The sequence below is a fragment of the Alteromonas sp. B31-7 genome (genome assembly GCF_015767655.1).
In the GTDB taxonomy this organism is placed as follows: Bacteria; Pseudomonadota; Gammaproteobacteria; order Enterobacterales; family Alteromonadaceae; genus Alteromonas; species Alteromonas australica.
Genome location: NZ_CP065233.1, coordinates 3,492,399 through 3,512,842 on the forward strand (window position 1 = coordinate 3,492,399; position 20,444 = coordinate 3,512,842).

Consider the following 20,444-nt stretch of genomic DNA (forward strand, 5'->3'; position numbering starts at 1 on the left):
GGCTACTAGGTGGTTTATCTGACCGATGAGGCTTCGGCGTGTAATAACAGTACATTTAATGTACTGACAAGCACAGATAACCTGCTATTGTAGTATTAGGTGTCATAGTAACGAAAAAATCATAAAGGGCGTAGCGATTCCGATGCAATCGCTACAAAATAGAAGGGGATTATTATGAATTTAACAGCCATCTTTATTGTAGGCATTGTATGTTGGTCAATTGTTGCCATTATTCAAACCGCCAAAGGCAAAAGTCACGAGCAAAAGAAAGGCGAACAGAATGAAGCCTACGAGGCTGAAATTACGGCATTAAAAGAGCGAGTGTCTGTGTTAGAAAAAATTGTGACTGACGAAAAATATGATCTCAACAAACAGTTTGATGCGCTGAAAAAAGACAAAGTTGCTTAAGTTAAACGTCTTCTAACAACTTTCTTTCTGCACGTTCTACTCGTCGGGGCTTGCCTGCTATCACCAAGACATCGTGGGGCTGTAACTCAGCCTCTCCGCTAGGATCGATCAGCTCGGTTCCACTGCGTCTAAGCCCTTTTACTTTTACCCGCATGCGTGAAAAATCAATTTCACTAAGACGTTTCCCTATGCAGGCTGCGTCTTCAGCCACAACAACCGCATGAATAAATTCTAACTTATCCTCTGTTCCGTAGGAGATTTCTGTGGTCTCCCCTGGATAAAAGCCATGCAAATGATCGTAGCGCCCTTTGCGTTCGGCGCGTACCCGCTTCAAAATTCGAGACATGGGCACGCCTGCATAATGCAATACTTGAGAAATCAACATTAGGCTTCCCTCTTGCAGCTCAGGCACCACTTGATTTGCCCCCGCGTTGTAAAGACTCTCTAGCTGATAATCTCGTTTGGTTCTCACCATCACATCACAGTCTGCGGAAATCTGGTGAGTAGCACTAATGACTTGTTTTGCTTTTATGGCTTCGTCAAAGGTCACCAGTACCAATTTCGCGCTTGTCACTGAGGCGTTTGTTAAAATGTCTTTTTGACTGGCGTCACCAAAAATAACAGGTTCCCCCGCATTTCGGCTTTCTTGCACCCGCACAGGGTCGATATCGATGGCAACAAAAGGAATGCCTTCCATTTTTAGCATACGCGCAACCGACTGCCCTACCCGACCAAAGCCACAAATCACCACGTGTTGTTGTAACCTCGTTTGCTGGCTAAATTGCGATGTAACGTCAGGAGACAGAGGTTTCGTTACGATTTTCTTAGCCAAGGCTAAACTGTTCGTCATTAACCAAGGGGTTAACGCCATACTAATGACCCCCATACTGACGATGAGTGAAGACTGTTGATTGGAAAGCACTTCATGGGTAGTAGCAAGCGCGGCAATAACAAAACTAAATTCACCTATCTGACACAGTTTAAACCCTGCCGACCATGCATCTAAACTATCGCTCTTTACCATGGCGGAACAAATTCGCACCAGTACCACCTTACACGCCATTAACCCAATAACGCCGAAAACAATAGTGAAGAGCTCATGCCAAAGCACAGTAAGGTCAAGCTGCATACCAACGGTAATAAAGAACAGCCCCATGAGAATATCCCTAAAAGGCCGTATATCAGCTTCCAATTGATACTTGTATTGGCTTTCGCCTAACATCATACCTGCTAAAAAAGCCCCCAAAGCCATAGACAAGCCAAAGTAGTAGGTGAGCCCGCCAGCCAGCAACGCAATCAAAATAGTGGTTAGGACAAACAGCTCGTCAGTTCTCGTTTTCGCCACCTCTCGGAATACCCAGGGCAACACCCATTTGCCAATAGACATAAGTAAGGCCACCACAAAAATACCTTTAAGTAGCGCGCCGCCTAGCGCCAGCGCAATACTGTTCTCGCCACTTTGGGCGAGTAAAGGAATGGCGATGAGAAAAGGCACCACGGCTAAATCCTGGAACAATAGAATACTGATAGCGAGCTGAGTTCGACGGTTATTCAATATTCCCATTTCATTGGCTTGCTTAATCACAATCGCGGTAGAGCTTAATGCTAACGCGCCGCCAATAATGACAGCAGCACTAAGGGGAATGCCAAATAAGTAAGGGATTAGGGTGAACACGCCTGTGGTTAAAGCCATTTGCCCAAACCCAACCCCAAACACCAATGACCGCATGGCAAGTAGCTTAGGGAGGGAAAATTCCAAACCAAGAGAAAAAAGTAAAAAGACGATGCCCACTTCTGCGAGAAGATGCATCTCTTGCGGATGGGAGTACAGGCCAAGTAATTGGGGGCCGGCAAGTACGCCTGCAAACAAATAAGCAAGAATGGGAGGGAGCTGCATACGTTTGAACACTGCCACACTGCATACTGCAATAAGCATTAACGCAATTATATTTAAGAAGCCGTGACCCAAATTTACACTCCCAAAGAATACTTGGCATCCAGATTGCAAATCACCCTTTAATTAGTGCAAAAACGGCAATGATTGCCACTGTTTTAACACAGAACCGTCAGGGCTTTGACGCAAAATTAATTTTGCATTTTAAAAGCGTTTTGCAACAAGGGGCGAACCTGTGGATTTCTCAACTACTATCTACGATAGCACACAACATGACAACTTTTACCCGTCGGCTAGCGCAGGGCAAGGGTTATCTATTAGTGAACTATCCAACTTCGTTAGTCAATTATTGTCAACGTTAGAGATTGATGAGTTAAGTAACCTCTACTTTAACCAGTTATCGGGGCTTATGCCTATCACTGGTTTTAGCCTGTCGGATTTTGATTCTCGCTGGGTGTTCGGTAACGCGCCTATTTCAGCGGTGCTGATTGAACTCCCCTTGCATACTGACACGCTGACAGATTCATCCTCAGATGAGAAACACAGCGCCTATTACTATATGACTCGCTCCCTGTCATTATCACAGCAAAACGTATTAGCACAGTTACATAGCATATTTAATCAACAACTCGCTCACGCCCTTAGCTTTCGTAGAATGCGAAAAATGGCAACGAAAGACATGCTAACAGGGCTAGGCAACCGCAGCGGTTTCGATGAAGCGCTTACTCGCCAGTTAGGCTGGGCACAGCGTCATGAAGAAGCGTTTGCGTTATTGATTATTGACCTGGATAACTTTAAGCAAGTTAACGATAACTTCGGTCACCGCGAGGGAGACACAGTCTTGGTCACGGTGGCGAATCAATTACTCAATGTGCTGCGTGATGAAGACGAAGCATTCCGCTTTGGTGGAGACGAATTTTGTGTGGTATTAGATTGCCAAACTCAGCAACAATTGGCCTGTGCGGCGTCTCGAATTCAGCTTTCAATAAATCAATCTGCCTATCTTTCGAGAATGAATGTGTCGTGTAGTTTAGGTGGTGCAGTGTTTCGAGAAGGAGACGACCTAGCGTCAATTTTCGATCGGGCTGATACTGCGCTATACAAAGTTAAACATTCTGGTAAAAACAGCTATCAAGCGGCTTAACCAGGACTCAGTACTACTCACGACCATTTGAATCGTTCAGACATTGCCACCTGGCAATGGCTTGCCGTATTTGTTGCGGCTTTATATGGAAAGAGCGTTGAATCGCATTACCCTATATCGCGGGTTTAACTAGAGACCACAGTGAGTTGAAAAGACGCTGGGCAACGATGAAGGCGAACCACGTCGCCGTTAATCAATAAGGCGATAGCGTCTTCTTTAAAGAACACCACCGGAATTTTTGCTCTTTCCCAAACAGGAATTTTCCAATACTTGTACCAGTCCTTAAGCGGTTTACTTACCTGAGCGTTTGCCGGTTTGATTTTTAATCCCTTAACATCCGTTTTTACCACTAGCAGTAAAGGCTTCTCTTCCTCAAAATTGCTTTCAAACCGTAATTGTAAGTTAAGCCATGCAAGCGTTAGTGTGCTGCCTTCTGGTAAAGTTAATTCCCGTTTAACCCGCTCATCGGCATTATTCACCCAGTAAAGACTTCCCTGATAGCGCGCCACGTACCCCCAGGAAAAAGTGACTTTGGGAGTAGCATCCTCTCTCGCATTTAGCATATTAAGCACTTGTACTAACTGAGCTTGGCTGGGTGCCAGCGCGCCCTTCGAGGCGAACCATTGCCTAATCACGGCTCTTTTCCAGCTGTCAGATAGCGATAGTATGTACTTACCACTAAGCATACTAGTTCCAAATGCAGAAACGCTTTCACAGTGAGAAAGGTGGGTTTTCGCCTCTGTTTCCAACAGGGCAGACTGCTCGGCGCAAAGCGCCGCACTTCTGCCTGTGGTTTTTGCCATTTGAGGCCAACGCGCAGTTAACAGAGGTAACACTTCATTGCGTAAAAAGTTTCTATCGAATCGGGTATCAGCGTTAGATTCATCTTCTACCCAATTTAAGTTGAGCTGCTGGGCCGCACTAAGAATGTCTTGTTTGCTCTCTTGTAACATGGGGCGCAGTGTGAGCACTTTATTACGCCACTGAAACGCGCCCATACCGGCTAATCCCTGAGGGCCAGCACCGCGCTTAAGTTGAAGTAATACCGTTTCTAATTGATCTTCGCTATGTTGCCCTAGGCATAAAATACTGTTGTGTTGCTTACAGTAATCATGCAACGCCGCATAACGCGCATTACGCGCAAGGGCTTCTAAGCTGGTGCGGGTAGTTTGTTCAATATCCACCTTGTTAGCCGTAAAAGGAATATCAAGAAATCGACATTCACGTTCACAATGCGCTAGCCAGGAATCAGCATTGTCGCTTAAGCCATGGTGAACATGTACCGCGTGGACGTCGAGATCGTGACGATCCCGATAGTGCGCGAGCGCATGGAGTAATAGCGTAGAATCTACGCCGCCACTGTAAGCCACCGTCAAAATTGGAGATGGGTCTACCTCAACGCTCTCAAGAAGATGATGAAGCGTATCGCAGATACGATTAACGATATTACTCACGGGCGGCCATAAGGCTTAATACCTAGCAGTAACCAAACGACATAAGTCGCTGATAACGCTCTTCCATGAGAGAAGCATTATCAAGTGTTTTAAGTTGACTCAATTGCTGCTTAAGCACCGCTTTCAGGTTTGCTGCCATACCGTTGTGGTCACGGTGGGCACCCCCAAGAGGCTCCTCAACAATACTGTTGATTAAGCCTAACTCTTTAATTTGTGGTGCACTTACCCCCATCGCTTCCGCCGCCAAAGGTGCTTTTTCAGCGCTTTTCCAAAGAATTGAAGCACAGCCTTCTGGCGAAATAACTGAATAAGTAGAGTACTGCAGCATGTTCACGCGATCGCCCACCCCTATAGCTAACGCGCCGCCTGAGCCACCTTCACCGATTACGGTACAGATGATAGGCACCTTTAGCTCTGCCATTTCAAAAAGATTTTTTGCAATAGCTTCACTTTGACCACGTTCTTCTGCACCCACGCCTGGATACGCCCCAGGCGTATCAATAAAGGTGATAATCGGTAGATTGAAACGCTCAGCCATTTTCATGAGTCGCAACGCTTTTCGATAGCCTTCAGGCTTTGGCATACCAAAGTTACGTTTTATTTTTTCGTTGGTATCGCGACCTTTTTGGTGGCCTATGATCATCACTGGCTGGTCATCTAGCATGGCGGGACCACCGACGATAGCCTTGTCATCGGCAAATGCACGATCGCCAGCTAATTCATCAAATTCAGTGAAGATACGCGGAATATAATCCAGTGTATAAGGCCGCATGGGATGACGAGCAAGCTGAGACACTTGCCATGCACCTAGGTCAGAAAAAATCTTCTTTGTTAGCTCAGCACTCTTACCGCGAAGCTTATTGATTTCTTCTTCAATGCCTACGTCAAACTCACCGCCTTGATTTACCAACCTTAGCTCTTCGATTTTTGCTTCTAGTTCGGCTATTGGCTGTTCAAAGTCCAAAAACTGTATACTCATTTTATGTCCTATTCGTACTACGCTCATCAGTGCCAACGCGAGATAGTCAATCTATCGAACTCTGACCCTTAATGGTAGAGGATTGATACGGCTTTTTCCCCTAAACACTGTTTAAGGTCGTGAAGTAGTTGATCTTCTGGTGTTACATACCACTTAGCACTACACGCCAATGTTGCCTCAACATCTGGGTGTGTTATGGCTAACTGAACAGGACAACTACCCCCGTTAAAAGCCTGCAAAATAGATTGCAACTGGCTCATTTTCTGTTGTTCAAGCACCTGGGTATCTACATATAAGGCCAGTGCTCTCGCGTTTTTCTCCCGTGCTTGAACTATGTCCATTACATCACGGGCGGTGATTGTATTGCCCCCAGAGAAATCATCAAAGCTGACCTGTCCCTTTATGAGCAATATTTTGTCAGTTTCCAGTACACTTTCAAACTGTTCGTACATATCTGGAAAGAATCGTACGTCTATTCTAGCGCTTTTATCGTCTAACGTAACAATAGCCCAGCGGCGACCCCGTTTGTTGGTCATCACTCTAACGCCCAATACCAAACCCACTGCACTGGCCATTTGATCTTTACCCGTAGGCTTTAAATCCACCAGCCGACCTTCGGTATAATATCGAATTTCATCGGCGTATTGGTTGATTGGGTGCCCCGTAAGGTACAAACCTAGGGTGTCTTTCTCCCCTTCAAGCCACACTTTTTCAGGCCACTGAGGTACATCCGCAAACGCTTGCAGTACGTCTTCTGGTTCGGTGGTTAATAAACCAAACATATCTGATTGACCAAACGACTCTGCTTTTGCATGCTGACCAGCCGCCGCTATCGCTTCGGGTAACGTGGCCATAAGCGCTGCCCTATGAGGGCCCAAGTTGTCCATGGCCCCTGATAAAACTAGCTTTTCTAATACGCGCTTATTGACACGCTTAACATCAATTTTTGCGCAAAAGTCGAATAAATCCTTAAACGCGCCTTGGGTTTCACGCGCTTCAATAATGGCTTCAATAGGGCCTTCACCCACCCCTTTGATTGCACCAATGCCATAAACAATACGGCCTTCGCTATCTACCGTAAATTTATATTTCCCAGCATTCAAATCAGGCGGCAAGATCTCTAATCCCATACGATCGCATTCATCCACCAAGGTAACAATTTTGTCTGTGTTATCCATATCGGCAGACATTACTGCGGCCATAAATTCCGCAGGATAATGCACCTTCAACCATAATGTTTGGTAAGACACCAACGCATACGCGGCAGAGTGAGATTTGTTAAAGCCGTAACCCGCAAATTTCTCTACTAGGTCGAATATTTTCATGGCGAGATCTGGGTCGATATTATTGTTCTTCGAGCCTTCTGCGAACGCCCCTCGCTGCTTCGCCATTTCTTCAGGTTTTTTCTTACCCATTGCTCGACGCAGCAAATCAGCGCCACCAAGGGAATACCCAGCCATTTCCTGCGCAATCTGCATCACCTGTTCCTGATACAAGATGATGCCGTAGGTGGGCTCAAGGATTTCTTTTAAGCACTCGTGCTGATATTCAGCATCAGGATAGGAAATTTCTTCTCTACCGTGCTTTCTATCGATAAAGTTATCGACCATACCCGATTGAAGTGGGCCGGGTCTAAACAGGGCTACCAATGCGATTATATCTTCAAAGCAATCTGGTTTAAGGCGCTTAATAAGCTCCTTCATCCCTCGGGATTCTAGCTGGAATACCGCAGTAGTTTCTGCATTTTGTAGTGTTTTAAAACTTCGCTTATCTTCAAGGGGAATGGCTGCAATATCTACATCGATATTTTTGCCTTCTTTGATCATATCGATCGCCCACTGAATAATGGTCAGTGTTCTAAGGCCTAAGAAGTCAAATTTTACCAAGCCAGCCGTTTCAACATCATTTTTGTCAAATTGGGTGACAGGGTTTTTCCCTTCATCGTCGCAGTACAACGGAGAAAAGTCGGTAATCGTGGTAGGTGCAATAACCACCCCACCAGCATGCTTACCAGCATTACGTGTAACCCCTTCAAGAATACGCGCCATATCGATGAGATCTTTAACCTCTTCATCTTGCTCGTATACTTCGGGAAGTTGGGGTTCAGCCGCGAAGGCCTTTTCTAGCGTCATGCCAGGGTCAGGCGGGATAAGTTTCGATATTCTGTCTACAAAACCATAGGGGTGACCTAATACCCGCCCCACATCGCGCACCACAGCCTTAGCCGCCATGGTACCAAACGTAATGATTTGAGATACCGCCTGACGCCCATACAATTCTGCCACGTGATCTATCACTTCATCACGTCTGTCCATACAGAAATCTACGTCGAAATCTGGCATGGAAACACGTTCTGGGTTCAAGAAACGTTCGAAAAGTAGGTCAAACTCTAATGGGTCTAAGTCGGTAATTTTCAGTGCATAGGCCACGAGCGAGCCCGCACCAGAGCCTCGTCCCGGTCCCACGGGAATGCCGTTGTCTTTACTCCACTGAATAAACTCCATCACGATGAGGAAGTAGCCAGGGAATCCCATTTGGTTGATAACTTCTAGCTCTATCCGTAATCGGTCGTCGTAGGCTGGGCGCTTTTCCTTTCTTTCATTTTCATCAGGAAATAAAAATTCGAGCCTATCTTCCAGCCCTTCTTCAGAGACTTTGACTAAAAAGTCTTCTGTGGTCATGCCGCCAGTAGGGAACTGTGGCAAGAAGTATTCTCCGAGACGTACGGTTACATTACACCGCTTGGCAATTTCTACCGTATTTTCAATGGCTTCTGGAATATCACTGAAGAGCGCAAGCATTTCCTCAGCACTGCGTAAATACTGCTGTTCGCTATAACGCTTAGGCCGACGATTATCGTCAAGTGTGTAACCATCATGAATACACACGCGTATTTCATGGGCGTCGAAGCCTGCCTTATCAATGAAGCACACTTCATTAGTGGCCACCACGGGCAAACCTTCTTGTTCAGCTAAAGCCACCGCTCGATGAAGATACTCTTCTTCTCCATTACGCCCGGTTCGAGTGAGCTCTAGATAAAAACGGTCTTCAAAGTGTGTTTGGTAAAACTGCAATGCAGCGTCGAGGATCAATTTGTTATTTTTAGTTAGCCCAACACCTAAGTCGCCATGTAAACCGCCAGAAAGTATAATAACCCCTTCTGAGTGTTCAGCTAACCAGGCTTGGTCGATAACCGCTTTATGCGCTACGTGGCCACGTAAATAGGCTTTAGAGATAAGAATAGTGATATTCTTATACCCTTCATTGTTCATGGCTAATAACGTTAGTCGAAATGGCTCATCGCCGAAGATGTCATTGGTGACCCAAAAGTCTGTACCAATGATGGGCTTAATACCTAAATCATGAGCCGTAGAATAAAACTTTACCAACCCGCACATATTCATTTGATCGGTAATGGCGACTGCCGGCATATTTAGCTCGGCAACCTTATTCAAAATGGGCTTAACTTTGTTAAGCCCATCCATCATCGAAAAATCGCTATGTACACGTAAATGAATAAATGGCGAGGACATGATTTATATCTCTTCTATTAGTGCCCTAACGGGTTTAAAACTTTTACGATAACAATCTAACACACCAAATTCAGCTAAGGCCGCAAAATGGGCCTTTGTGGGGTACCCCTTATGGCCTGCAAAATTATATTGGGGGTAGGCTTCGTGCAATACCAACATATCGTTATCACGCTCAACTTTGGCAATGATAGAGGCGGCGGAGATTTCTGCGTGTAAGCTATCTCCTTTTACTACAGCCTCAGAAGGATAATTCCACGCTGGTAAACGATTCCCATCCACGCGAACAAAGTTAGGTGTTACCCCTAAAGCGTCTACCGCTCTGGTCATGGCTAACATGGTAGCATGTAAGATGTTTAATTTATCAATCTCTTCTGGACTGGCTCGCCCAATGCTCCAATATAACGCTTTAGCCTTAATCTCTTCACTCAAGGCGTTTCGTTTTTTTTCACTGAGCTTTTTGGAGTCGGTTAGCCCTTTAATAGGCTTTGCAGGGTCTAACACTACCGCTGCTGTTACCACATCCCCAACGAGAGGACCTCGTCCCACTTCGTCTACACCGGCAATTAGGTTATGCAAGTAATTCCTCCACTACGGCATGTGCTGCTGTCTTATCTGCATTACATTTTAACGTATGGTGGAGTTCGGTGAAACGGGAAATCAACGCGCTATTGTCACTTTCAAAATAAGACAGAAGGTGTTCGCTCATATTGTGGGCATTAACATCGTCTTGTAATAACTCTGGGATAATTGCTTCATTGGCCAAGAGGTTAGGCAGTGTAAAAAAGGGCGCTTTATAAATGCGCTGCATTATTTTATAAGTAAGCGGCGCGAGTTTATAGGCAGCCACCATGGGGCGCTTACATAACATGGCCTCTAGAGTGGCGGTACCGGAAGCCAGTAATATGACGTCACTGGCTATCATGGCGTCCCGAGAGGTGCCTTCGGTAAGATGTATAGGCAGTCGATTTAGCGCGTCGTCAGCCTCTTGTAAGGCCGCTTTAATTTGCAAAAAGCGGTGTGAATTTGCAGCGGGTATGACAAACGAAATGTCTGGACGTGCGTGATGAATCGCTTCGATGGTCTCAAGAAACACCGGTAATAGTGTGTCTACTTCCCCTCTTCTAGACCCCGGCAACACCGCTAATAGTGGACCAGTAACCGGCAACGATAATGCGTGTCTAGCGTCTGCCTGGTTAGGCGTGATGGCAATAGCATCAGCCATAGTGTGACCGACAAAGGTATAGGGCACTTGGTATTTATCGTAAACCTGCTGCTCGAAAGGAAAAAGGCCAAGTACGCGATTAGCGGCTTTGGCTATCTTGTGAATGCGCTTTTCTCGCCAAGCCCAAACAGTAGGGCTTACATAGTGTATGGTTTTTATGCCTTTCGCTTTTAACGCTTTTTCTACGCGCAAATTAAAATCGGGCGCATCAATGCCGACAAAAATATCAGGAGGGTGCTTATCAAAGTGGGCTAACAGCTGCTTTTTGACTTTCAAAATAGCGGGTAAATGAGCCAGTACCTCGACCAGTCCCATGACCGACAAGGTTTCCATATCAAATAAGCTATGAAAACCTTGCGCCTGCATGTGCGCACCGCCAATACCTTCAATAATCGCATCTGGGTACTGGCGCTTCAGCTGCGCCACCATGCCAGCGGCCAAAACATCACCTGATGGCTCTCCTGCCACCATTGCAATTCGAAATGGGCCTGCCATATTAGCGAATAATGCCGCGTTCAGCTGTCTTTAGAAACGCCGTCATGACAGTGACGCCCTCAACATTATCTTCCTGAGCGGAGAGTTTACTGATGGCTTCTTCTAACGTATTGCCTTCACGGTAGATTGTTTTATAAGCGCGCTTTATTGCCATAATATCGGCTTTATCAAAACCACGACGTTTTAGCCCTTCTGAATTAATACCCTGCGGTATGTTCTTCTGACCACTTACCATCACAAAGGGCGGAACGTCGCGTAAAATAATGCCACCGGCTCCCAGGAACGCGTGAGCACCTATTTTACAAAACTGATGAATACCAACGGCTCCGCCAACAATAACAAAATCGTCGATGTGCACGTGCCCTGCTACAGCAACATTGTTCGCTAATATAATGTCGTCACCTAACACGCAATCATGAGCAACGTGAGCGTTTGCCATCAACAAACAGCGCGAGCCAATAATCGTTATGCTGTTATCTTGAATGGTGCCACGGTGAACCGTAACGCCTTCTCGAAACTCATTATCGTCACCAATAACCAGTTCGGTAGGTTCGCCAGCATACTTCTTGTCTTGGCAATCTTCACCAATGGAAGAAAATTGGAAAAATTTGTTATTTTTGCCAATACGAGTTGGACCACGAACCACGACATGAGACTTTAAAATACAGCCATCGCCTATAGTGACATTATCGTCAACGACGCAAAAAGGCCCAATGGTGACATTGTCACCAATGTTCGCGTTTTCAGAAATTACTGCAGTAGGATGGATCACCTTATGCTATCTCTCTCATTGCACACATAAACTCTGCACTGCACGCTAATTCGTTATTCACGGTTGCAGTGCCTTTAAATTTCCAAATCCCTCTGCGCTCTTTCAATAAGCAAATATCAAATTCCAGTTTATCACCGGGTACCACAGGGCGCTTGAACCTAGCGTTATCGATTCCTGCGTATAAGTATAACTGATCATTATTCCCCATGGTTTTAAAACCAAGAATACCTGCCGCCTGTGCCATAGCCTCTAAAATAAGCACGCCAGGAAAAATTGGCTGCTCAGGGAAATGCCCCGTAAAGCAAGGTTCATTGATGGTGATATTTTTATACGCTTTGATTGATTCACCCAGAACATAATCTGTAACTCGATCAACCAACAGGAAAGGATATCTGTGTGGTAACAGCGACATGATTTCCTGAATTTCAATGGTATTGAGTGAATTGGCCAAAAACTTTCTCCTATAATGCAAGCATGACCCAATTGCAGTTTTATGATCACGCTCACCGTTAAAAAACTAAAACGGCGGCAACCATACGCTTTTAAGCGCGAAAAACAAATCAGACCAACCCCTTTCGGGTGTTGGTCTGATAAATTAGCTGTGTGCTACTCGACGTAGTCGCGCATTAATTAACTTTGCTAACTTGCTCGAGTACTTGCTCAGATAAGTCGTGCTCTTCTTTTGCAAATGCAACCGCACCAGCATTAAGCACTAAATCGTAACCTTGCTTAGCCGCAACAGAATCGATAGCTTGCTTAATAAGACCAAGTAGCTTGTTACGTTCTTCGTTGCTACGACGCTGGATATTTTGTTGTAAAGGCTGGCCTTTTTTAGCGAGCTCTTCACGAACGTTTAAGATCTTTTGCTCAAGATCTTTTTTCTCTTGCTCACTCATCGTTGCTGCGTCACGTTGGAGACGCTCTGCGTAGAACTGACCATCCCGTTGAAGCTGATTAACTTCTTCAATTTGATCTTTAAATTCAACCTGAATTGCGTTTTGAATCTCTGCAGCTTGAGGCATTGCTTGGAATACGCCCTGAACATCAACGACAGCAAGTTTTTGCTCTGCCATAACTGATGTACTTACCAATGCGCTACCCAACATTGCGCCTGCAACAATATGTTTAACCAACTGTTTCAAAAGGAACTCCTTTTTATGCATCTTTTTATCTGGGCGCACCGCAAGCGGCCCCCGTTTAGTATTTAGAATGTCTGACCGATATTGAAGGTGAAGAATTTAGCATCGTCACCATCACGTTGTTGTATTGCTTTCGAGAAACTGAACACCATCGGCCCCATCGGTGAAATCCATTGTACCGAAATACCGGCGGAACTACGATACAGGCTCCAGTCAGAATAGTCCAACAAGGTTCCGTTTTGCGTTGAAGCTTGCTCGAAATTTTTATACGTGTCGTAATCGAACTCAGTATCCCACACGTTCCCCACATCTACAAACAAACTGGTTCTTACTGAGTTATCCATATCCGCTTCAACAAACGGCGTAGGTACAATAAGTTCGATGCCGCCCAGCGCCATCGCGTTACCACCTAAGCTTCGGCTAGACAACGTGATGTAATCATCATCAGGATCGTTTGGATAAACTTCACCATTCGGCCCACTGATTGTACCGCTTGTAGAACGAATGACACCACGTGGTCCCACTGTGTTGTTTTCAAACCCACGCAGTGAATCGGCACCACCTGCAGTGAAGTTCTCGGTGAACGGTAGAATTTGCTCATTACCGTTAATGTCACCATAGCCGTTACCATAACCCAAGCGTACGCGGGCTAAGAAAGACCAACGCTGATTGCGCGATAGCGGGAAATACCACTTACCGTCAAACAAGGTTTTAAAGTAATTTACGTCTGAGTTAGGCGTAGTAATACTGAAAGACGCACGTTGCGAAGACCCTGCCGTAGGGAACAAGCCACGGTTTAGCGTACTTCTGCTCCAACTTACACTGGCAAGATAGCTGTGATACTTAATTGCCGCATCTGGATCATCGCCATCTAAGAATTGATTATAAAACTGTTCAGTTTGCTCGTAGTATCCACGGTTATAGAGTTCTACATTACTGTAAGTTAAACCGAAGTTAATACGGTTGAATTCGTTAATAGGGTAACCAATGTTGGCACCAACAGACCACTGCTTAGAGTTATACTGGATAACGTTGAAGTCTGAACCGTCGAATTCACTGTAACCTACCGAGCCACCTAAACTGATTCCGTCAATGGTGAAGTACGGGTCGTTATAGGTGATTTGCGCAGAGCGCTGATAAGATACCGTGCTCAGGTTTAACCCCACACGTTTACCTGTACCTAGGAAGTTATCTTGTTGAATTCCCGCTTGTAAGCTTAGCTTGGTGCGGTCACCATAACCAATACCGGCGTTGAATGAACCTGAAGGCTGTTCCTTCACGTTAAAGTCAACATCCACTAAATCTTCTTCACCGGGAAGTCGAATGGTTTCAAACTCCACTTCTTCCATGTACGTTAAACGAGAAAGCTGATTTTTAGAAGATTCAAGCAAGTTATTAGATAACCAGGTACCTTCCATTTGGCTTACGTTTTGACGCAACACGCTATCAGCGGTTACCACGTTACCATTAAATTTAATACGGTTAACGTAAATACGCTTACCTGGGTCAACGGATAAGGTGAGCTTAACGGTTTTATCTTCGTCGTTTATATCAGGTACAGTGGTCACAGTTGGGTAAGCATAACCAAAGCGACCTAAATACTTACTGATAAATTCTTCAGTGTAGGTAACTTCAGCTTGGTTATAGAGCTCACCGGGTGTTAACGGCAACACTCGCTCTATATACTCTTCGTGACCCAGTACGTCACCCACCAATTCCACTTCTGAAATAGTATATTGCTCGCCTTCACTGACGTTCATGGCAACGTAAATACCTGACTTTTCGGGCGTCATTGACACCTGAGTAGAATCTACGTTAAAACGCAAATAACCACGGTCGAGGTAATGGTTACGCAAGGTTTCCATATCTCCTTGCAAGGTTTGCTGCTGATAGCGGGTTTCTGACAAGAAATCCCACCATGGCGTATCAAACTGTAACTCGAATTGCTCCATTAACTCTGCATCAGAGAAAACTTCGTTACCAACGATGTTAATTTGTTCAATTTTCGCAGCATCGCCTTCTTCGAAAAGCAATTTCAAATCTACGCGGTTACGAGGTAAAGGCGTAATAATGGCCGTGACATCTGCATTATATTTACCAATACTGTAGAAGAAATCTTTCAGGCCATTCTCGATTGAGGTTAAAACCGTTTTATCGAGAGGCTCGCCTATGCGTACGCCATTGCCGTCCAGACTTTCTTGAAGTTGTTCATCTTTGATATCGTCGTTACCATCAAAAATAATGTTACTGATGGTTGGACGTTCAGCAACACGAACAACAAGCGTATTTCCGTCACGGGCAATTTCGACATATTCGAAATGCGTTGAAGAATATAAAGAACGGATAAGTTGGGTTACCCGAAATGTGTTTAGCTCGTCGCCTACCTGAACGGGCAGATAAGTAAGTGCTGCACCGAGTGCCACCCGTTGAAGCCCTTCTACACGAATATCTTCAACGACGAATTCACTGTTTTGCGCCGCAGCATTGGCAAAGCTAGCACTGGAAAAAATGGCTCCGGCTGCTACTAACTGTTTTAACTTCATCTATTTTTCTTTTCCTGGCCGCGTTTTTATATTAGCTGTTTTGAAATGCCTGATTTTCATCAGGCTATGCGAGCAATATCGTTCATAATAGCGATACCCATTATCATAAACAGAAGCACGCCACCTATTCTGTAACCCCATTCTTGCACCGCTTCTGGTACAGGTTTTCCAGTGATCCACTCTGCTGTGAAAAACATCAAATGACCACCGTCAAGCATGGGCAAGGGTAATAAATTAATTATGCCTAAATTCACGCTAATTAAGGCAAGAAAGCTCAAAAAATAAGCCAACCCATAACCGGCACTGACTCCCGCTCCCTGAGCAATAGAGATAGGCCCATTTAAGTTTTTAACAGACACATCGCCTGTTAACAACTTGCCTATCATATCGACACTCAATGTCATTAGACGCCACGTTTTATCAAGTGACTTCCCTATTGCCTCTACTATGCCATATTGATGCGTAAACACATACCCTTCAGGCCAAGGCTCAAACGTAGGGCTCACACCTAAATACCCACTTTGACCTTGCGGAGTATCTCGGCGCGCTATGGTTGCATGCAGTTGTTGCTGCTGTCCATCCCTTTCAATAGTAAAGATGACTGCTTCACCAGGACTTTCAACAATGACATCAACTAATGCTTGCCATGAGGTTAAAGATTCACCGTTAAGTGCTATTAACGTATCGCCTACCTTAATTCCAGCTTCTTGTGCAGCACTGCCTTCGCCAATAAAACCTACCTCTAGGGTTGGTGAAGGCCTAAATGGGGTAATCCCCAGACTGCTTAAGGGAGACTCGTTATCTGCGTCAAAGTTCCAATCGCTAAGTGTAAATGTCACGACTTTTTCATTATTTTCGGCACTTTGCAGGGTTACTTTGGCGGTATCATGACCAATTTTTGACATCAATTCTAAGTTAACCGCTTCCCAGTCAGGCGTGTCGCGATCCCCTATTTTTAAGAAAGTATCACCATCATTCACACCTGCCTGTGCAGCAATAGTGTCTGCTTTTACTGTCTGAACCACAGGTTTTACGGTTTGTAATCCCACTAAAAACATTAACCAAAGCGCCAAAAAGGCAAACACAAAATTGACCCCAGGACCTGCTGCAATAATCGCCATGCGTTTTAATACATGCTTGTTATTAAAAGCTTTATCCGCCATATGAGGGGGAACATCATCAACCCGGCCGTCTAGCATGCGCACGTAACCGCCAAGCGGTATCATGGCAATCACGTACTCGGTACCCGAGGCACTTTTACGTCGCCATAACGGTTTACCAAACCCAATTGAAAAGCGTTCTACATGGACTCCACATTTTCGAGCCACGTAAAAGTGCCCCCATTCGTGTACCGCCACTAAGATACCTAGAGCGACGATGAATGCGCCTAGGCTCCATAAAAAACTTAGCATGCAAATTTTCCTCTAATAATGTCTACCGCCACGGTTCTGGCTGCTTTGTCTTGCTCCAGTATTTGCTGGATGGAGGAAACTGATACCTGTTCCATTTGATTCAATGTTTCTTCGTTTACACGGGCAATATCACAAAACCCAATATGACCGTCTAAAAAGTGGGAAACCGCTACCTCGTTCGCCGCATTAAGACGCGTGGTCGCAGCTTGCCCCTCTTCACATGCTTGTATGGCTAACTTTAAATTTGGATAACGTTCGTAGCAGGGCGTCTGAAAAGTAAAGTTGGCCATTTCGGCAAAATCCAAAGGTGTAACACCTGCATCAATTCTCTCAGGGTGGGCCAAACCGTAAGCTATCGGTGTGCGCATATCTGGGTTACCCATTTGCGCAATTACCGACCCATCAATATATTGAACCATAGAATGGATAATACTTTGAGGGTGAATAACCACCTGAATATCATTGGCCTTAGCCCCAAATAACCAACATGCTTCGATGAACTCTAACCCTTTATTCATCATTGTGGCTGAATCTATGGTTATCTTTCTGCCCATTGACCAGTTTGGATGGGTACTCGCCTCATCAATGGTAATGGATGAGAAGCTTTCTAAACTGCGCTGCCTAAAAGGCCCACCAGAGCCAGTAAGCAAAATTTTCTGAATACCCGCTGCGGATAACTTTCCATACTGAAAGTTCTCTGGAAGGCATTGGAAAATAGCATTGTGCTCACTGTCTATTGGTAATATTTGCGCACCGCTTTGGTTGGCTGCGTCAATAAAGAGCGCTCCTGACATCACCAAGGCTTCTTTGTTTGCCAACAGTACTTTTTTACCCGCTTTCACTGCCGCAAGTGTAGGCAGCAATCCTGCGGCCCCGACAATGGCAGCCATAACCGCATCAACTTCAGCCGCGCAGGCTACGTCTTCGAGTGCTTTCGCGCCACACAAGATTTCAGCAGTTACGCCATACTGCAGTGCGTATTGCTTGGCTTGTTCTAAGTAATTATCATCAGCCAACACCACAAATCGCGGGGCACATGCTTGCGCTTGTTTCATAAGCAACTCTACCTGCGCATAGCCGGTAATCGCAAACACACGATATTTATCAGGATGTCGATTAACAACATCTAACGTACTGCAACCAATTGACCCTGTTGCACCTAGTACAGTAATGGTTTGCATTATGCCATCCAAGTTACATAGCAAAAGGCAAATACAGGAAACGCTGCGGTGAGGCTATCAATACGATCTAAAACCCCACCGTGCCCGGGTAAAATACGGCCGCTGTCTTTAATACCAGCGCAACGCTTTAACATACTTTCGTTGAGGTCGCCTAGCGCTGAAACTGCAACTGTAATCCCCCCTATAGCAAGGTGTAATACAATGCGAGAAGGCTCCACCTGATAGTGCAACGCCGCAAAAGCAATAATGGCAAACGATGCTGCAATACCACCTAACAAGCCCTCTAAGCTTTTGCCAGGTGATACATTAGGGCGCAATTTATGTCGGCCAAACTTCACGCCTACAAAGAACGCGCCAATATCCGCTGCCCACACGATGCCTAAAACATAAAAGATTAACGAAGCTCCATAGAGGGGATCGACATCGTAAAGGCTGGTGCGCAGCGCAATAACAGCAACCCAAGTAGGAATAAGTGTTAACAAACCAAAAACGGTTCGAATTGCCCGGCTATTACGCCAAAATGAAGTGTATTTTGGATAGGCAAGCACCATAAGCAGAGACACCACCCACCACAGTACTGCTATTCCCAAAATAAGTCGGTAGAGGCCATGCAGTTGCCCTTGATACCATATTAAACTGGTATCCACGGCCAGTGACAATGCAATGCAAATGGCAAATGCCACTGCCATAAAAATGAGTTTTTTAGGTCGCTCGCAAATACCTGACATATTGGCCCATTCATAGGCACCTATTGCCACCACGCCTGAAATGGCAATTTCAAACCAAAAAACGGGAAGGTATAAAATAGCGAAAAGCGCGGATGGCGCTAAAATTAATGCGGTTATTATTCGTTGTTTTAGCATAATTGGCTCTCGGCTCCTGTGTGCAGGTTGGCCCTATTGCCCGCGTGCATAGTATTAACTGCCGGCTGTAAGGATTTGCTCACCGGTAAGCCCGAATCGGCGTTGGCGAACATTAAAATCGTCTACGGCTAATTGAAAAACGTCTTCGTTGAAGTCGGGCCATAGCACGTCGGTAAAGTACAACTCAGCATAGGCACATTGCCACAATAGAAAGTTGCTGATGCGGTGTTCACCGCCGGTACGGATAAGGAGATCTAATTCAGGAAGGTCTGCTGTGGAGGTTTCACGTGTAAAAGCTTGCTCGTTAATGTCCGCGACCTCTATTTCGCCGGCTTTAACTTGCTCGGCTAGTGTTTTAGCGGCATTAACAATGTCCCAACGGCCACCGTAATTAGCGGCAATATTCAACACTAAATCCTTATTGTCCGCCGTCATGGCTTCCGCTTTGCGGATCTTTTCCACCAACTTATCGTCAAAAGCGCTGACATCGCCTATCACTTTTAGGCGTACGCCATTTTTATGAAGGCGTTTAGCTTCACTGTTCAAAACTAGATTAAACAGCTCCATAAGCACGCTAACTTCTTCTTCTGGACGCTTCCAATTCTCACTGGAAAAGGCAAACAAGGTAAGTGATTCAATGCCGGTTTGTCGTGCAAAACGCACCACTGCACGTACTGACTCTACCCCAGCTTTATGTCCAAAAGTGCGAATTTTCCCTTTCTTTTGAGCCCAACGACCGTTGCCATCCATGATAATAGCAACATGTTTAGGGCCTGCCGAATCTGCAGGCCCTACTGGTTCAGTCGTTTTGGCTGCGTTTGACCGCTTCCCAATCATAATACTGACTACACTTCCATTAATTCTTTTTCTTTATCAGCAAGCAAGCTGTCGACTTTCTTAATGAATTCGTTAGTTATCGACTGAATATTTTCTTCTGCTGCGCGACTTTCGTCCTCGCTGATTTCTTTTTCTTTCAGTAGGTCTTTCACGTCACCATTGGCATCGCGACGAATATTACGAATAGCCACTCGCCCGCCTTCAGCTTCATTCCGTACAACACGAATGAGGTCTTTACGACGTTCTTCGGTAAGCGGCGGAAGAGGGATGCGAATTGAACCACCCGCACTCATCGGGTTTAATCCCAAATCAGATTGCATTATGGCTTTTTCAACGGCTTGAATCGCGCTTTTATCAAATACAGTAAGAGCCAACGTGCGGCTGTCTTCGGCAATAACATTCGCGACTTGCTTAAGGGGCGTGTCTACTCCGTAGTACGGCACCATAATGCCATCTAAAAGACTTGGATGCGCGCGGCCTGTGCGAATTTTGCTAAACTGCCCTTTCAGTGCAACGAGACTTTTTTCCATGCGCTCTTGCGCATCTAATTCAATTTCATCAATCACAA

General features: G+C 45.4%; 17 protein-coding genes. 2 read left to right on the top strand and 15 right to left on the bottom strand.

All coding sequences use genetic code 11. The features are described from left to right. Positions 1 to 174 precede the first annotated feature (174 nt). Positions 175 to 408, top strand: a complete 234-nt coding sequence (locus IUA53_RS15205) for a hypothetical protein (protein ID WP_044056289.1) — start codon at positions 175 to 177, stop codon at positions 406 to 408. Between the two features lies 1 nt (position 409). Here IUA53_RS15205 and IUA53_RS15210 read toward each other — a convergent pair whose 3' ends face one another. Further along, complete coding sequence (locus tag IUA53_RS15210; RefSeq protein WP_442859013.1) at positions 410 to 2,344, bottom strand: cation:proton antiporter domain-containing protein; 1,935 nt, start codon at positions 2,342 to 2,344, stop codon at positions 410 to 412. 193 nt (positions 2,345 to 2,537) lie between these two features. Between IUA53_RS15210 and IUA53_RS15215 the strand changes: the two genes are divergently transcribed. Then, positions 2,538 to 3,446, top strand: a complete 909-nt coding sequence (locus tag IUA53_RS15215; RefSeq protein WP_044056288.1) for a GGDEF domain-containing protein — start codon at positions 2,538 to 2,540, stop codon at positions 3,444 to 3,446. Positions 3,447 to 3,571: 125 nt separating this feature from the next. Here IUA53_RS15215 and tilS read toward each other — a convergent pair whose 3' ends face one another. From tilS to frr, 14 genes are all read right to left on the bottom strand, one after another. Further along, on the bottom strand, positions 3,572 to 4,900 hold the full coding sequence (gene tilS / locus IUA53_RS15220; protein ID WP_196897358.1) for a tRNA lysidine(34) synthetase TilS: 1,329 nt from the start codon (positions 4,898 to 4,900) through the stop codon (positions 3,572 to 3,574). 22 nt (positions 4,901 to 4,922) lie between these two features. Beyond that, positions 4,923 to 5,879, bottom strand: coding sequence for an acetyl-CoA carboxylase carboxyl transferase subunit alpha (gene accA / locus IUA53_RS15225; RefSeq protein WP_044446401.1), 957 nt, complete (start codon positions 5,877 to 5,879; stop codon positions 4,923 to 4,925). 68 nt (positions 5,880 to 5,947) lie between these two features. Continuing rightward, positions 5,948 to 9,412 (bottom strand): DNA polymerase III subunit alpha, encoded by a 3,465-nt coding sequence (gene dnaE, locus IUA53_RS15230; RefSeq protein WP_196897359.1) that lies wholly within the window; start codon positions 9,410 to 9,412, stop codon positions 5,948 to 5,950. 3 nt (positions 9,413 to 9,415) lie between these two features. Further along, positions 9,416 to 9,988, bottom strand: coding sequence for a ribonuclease HII (gene rnhB / locus IUA53_RS15235; protein ID WP_196897360.1), 573 nt, complete (start codon positions 9,986 to 9,988; stop codon positions 9,416 to 9,418). After that, positions 9,981 to 11,129, bottom strand: a complete 1,149-nt coding sequence (gene lpxB / locus IUA53_RS15240; protein WP_196897361.1) for a lipid-A-disaccharide synthase — start codon at positions 11,127 to 11,129, stop codon at positions 9,981 to 9,983. Before lpxB ends, rnhB begins: the two co-directional genes overlap by 8 nt. Before the next feature lies 1 nt (position 11,130). Continuing rightward, positions 11,131 to 11,901 (bottom strand): acyl-ACP--UDP-N-acetylglucosamine O-acyltransferase, encoded by a 771-nt coding sequence (gene lpxA / locus IUA53_RS15245; RefSeq protein WP_044446397.1) that lies wholly within the window; start codon positions 11,899 to 11,901, stop codon positions 11,131 to 11,133. 1 nt (position 11,902) lies between these two features. Then, entirely contained in the window at positions 11,903 to 12,352 is a 450-nt protein-coding gene (fabZ, locus tag IUA53_RS15250) for a 3-hydroxyacyl-ACP dehydratase FabZ (protein ID WP_044056281.1), read from the bottom strand. A 175-nt stretch (positions 12,353 to 12,527) separates the two neighbouring features. Next, the gene (locus tag IUA53_RS15255; protein WP_044056280.1) at positions 12,528 to 13,043 is read right to left on the bottom strand and encodes an OmpH family outer membrane protein; all 516 of its coding nucleotides are present in this window, start codon (positions 13,041 to 13,043) and stop codon (positions 12,528 to 12,530) included. Positions 13,044 to 13,105: 62 nt separating this feature from the next. Beyond that, positions 13,106 to 15,583, bottom strand: coding sequence for an outer membrane protein assembly factor BamA (bamA, locus tag IUA53_RS15260; protein WP_044056279.1), 2,478 nt, complete (start codon positions 15,581 to 15,583; stop codon positions 13,106 to 13,108). Positions 15,584 to 15,642: 59 nt separating this feature from the next. Next, the gene (gene rseP, locus IUA53_RS15265) at positions 15,643 to 16,995 is read right to left on the bottom strand and encodes a sigma E protease regulator RseP (RefSeq protein WP_044056278.1); all 1,353 of its coding nucleotides are present in this window, start codon (positions 16,993 to 16,995) and stop codon (positions 15,643 to 15,645) included. After that, positions 16,989 to 18,176, bottom strand: a complete 1,188-nt coding sequence (gene ispC / locus IUA53_RS15270) for a 1-deoxy-D-xylulose-5-phosphate reductoisomerase (protein ID WP_196897362.1) — start codon at positions 18,174 to 18,176, stop codon at positions 16,989 to 16,991. Before ispC ends, rseP begins: the two co-directional genes overlap by 7 nt. Beyond that, positions 18,176 to 19,039, bottom strand: coding sequence for a phosphatidate cytidylyltransferase (locus tag IUA53_RS15275; protein ID WP_044056276.1), 864 nt, complete (start codon positions 19,037 to 19,039; stop codon positions 18,176 to 18,178). The genes ispC and IUA53_RS15275 overlap by 1 nt, the downstream gene beginning before the upstream one ends. 54 nt (positions 19,040 to 19,093) lie before the next feature. Continuing rightward, positions 19,094 to 19,876: a polyprenyl diphosphate synthase gene (gene uppS / locus IUA53_RS15280; protein ID WP_044056275.1), complete on the bottom strand. Its 783-nt coding sequence runs from the start codon at positions 19,874 to 19,876 to the stop codon at positions 19,094 to 19,096. An 8-nt stretch (positions 19,877 to 19,884) separates the two neighbouring features. Then, on the bottom strand, positions 19,885 to 20,442 hold the full coding sequence (gene frr / locus IUA53_RS15285) for a ribosome recycling factor (protein ID WP_044056274.1): 558 nt from the start codon (positions 20,440 to 20,442) through the stop codon (positions 19,885 to 19,887). Between the last annotated feature and the right edge of the window lie 2 nt (positions 20,443 to 20,444).

What these genes read in the sequence shown, in the direction of transcription:
- IUA53_RS15205 (WP_044056289.1), top strand. Translation starts at nt 175, where the DNA reads ATGAATTTAACAGCCATCTTTATTGTAGGCATTGTATGTTGGTCAATT.
- IUA53_RS15210 (WP_442859013.1), bottom strand. Translation starts at nt 2,344, where the DNA reads ATGCTTATTGCAGTATGCAGTGTGGCAGTGTTCAAACGTATGCAGCTC.
- accA (WP_044446401.1), bottom strand. Translation starts at nt 5,879, where the DNA reads ATGAGTATACAGTTTTTGGACTTTGAACAGCCAATAGCCGAACTAGAA.
- dnaE (WP_196897359.1), bottom strand. Translation starts at nt 9,412, where the DNA reads ATGTCCTCGCCATTTATTCATTTACGTGTACATAGCGATTTTTCGATG.
- lpxB (WP_196897361.1), bottom strand. Translation starts at nt 11,129, where the DNA reads ATGGCAGGCCCATTTCGAATTGCAATGGTGGCAGGAGAGCCATCAGGT.
- bamA (WP_044056279.1), bottom strand. Translation starts at nt 15,583, where the DNA reads ATGAAGTTAAAACAGTTAGTAGCAGCCGGAGCCATTTTTTCCAGTGCT.
- rseP (WP_044056278.1), bottom strand. Translation starts at nt 16,995, where the DNA reads ATGCTAAGTTTTTTATGGAGCCTAGGCGCATTCATCGTCGCTCTAGGT.
- ispC (WP_196897362.1), bottom strand. Translation starts at nt 18,176, where the DNA reads ATGCAAACCATTACTGTACTAGGTGCAACAGGGTCAATTGGTTGCAGT.
- IUA53_RS15275 (WP_044056276.1), bottom strand. Translation starts at nt 19,039, where the DNA reads ATGCTAAAACAACGAATAATAACCGCATTAATTTTAGCGCCATCCGCG.
- uppS (WP_044056275.1), bottom strand. Translation starts at nt 19,876, where the DNA reads ATGATTGGGAAGCGGTCAAACGCAGCCAAAACGACTGAACCAGTAGGG.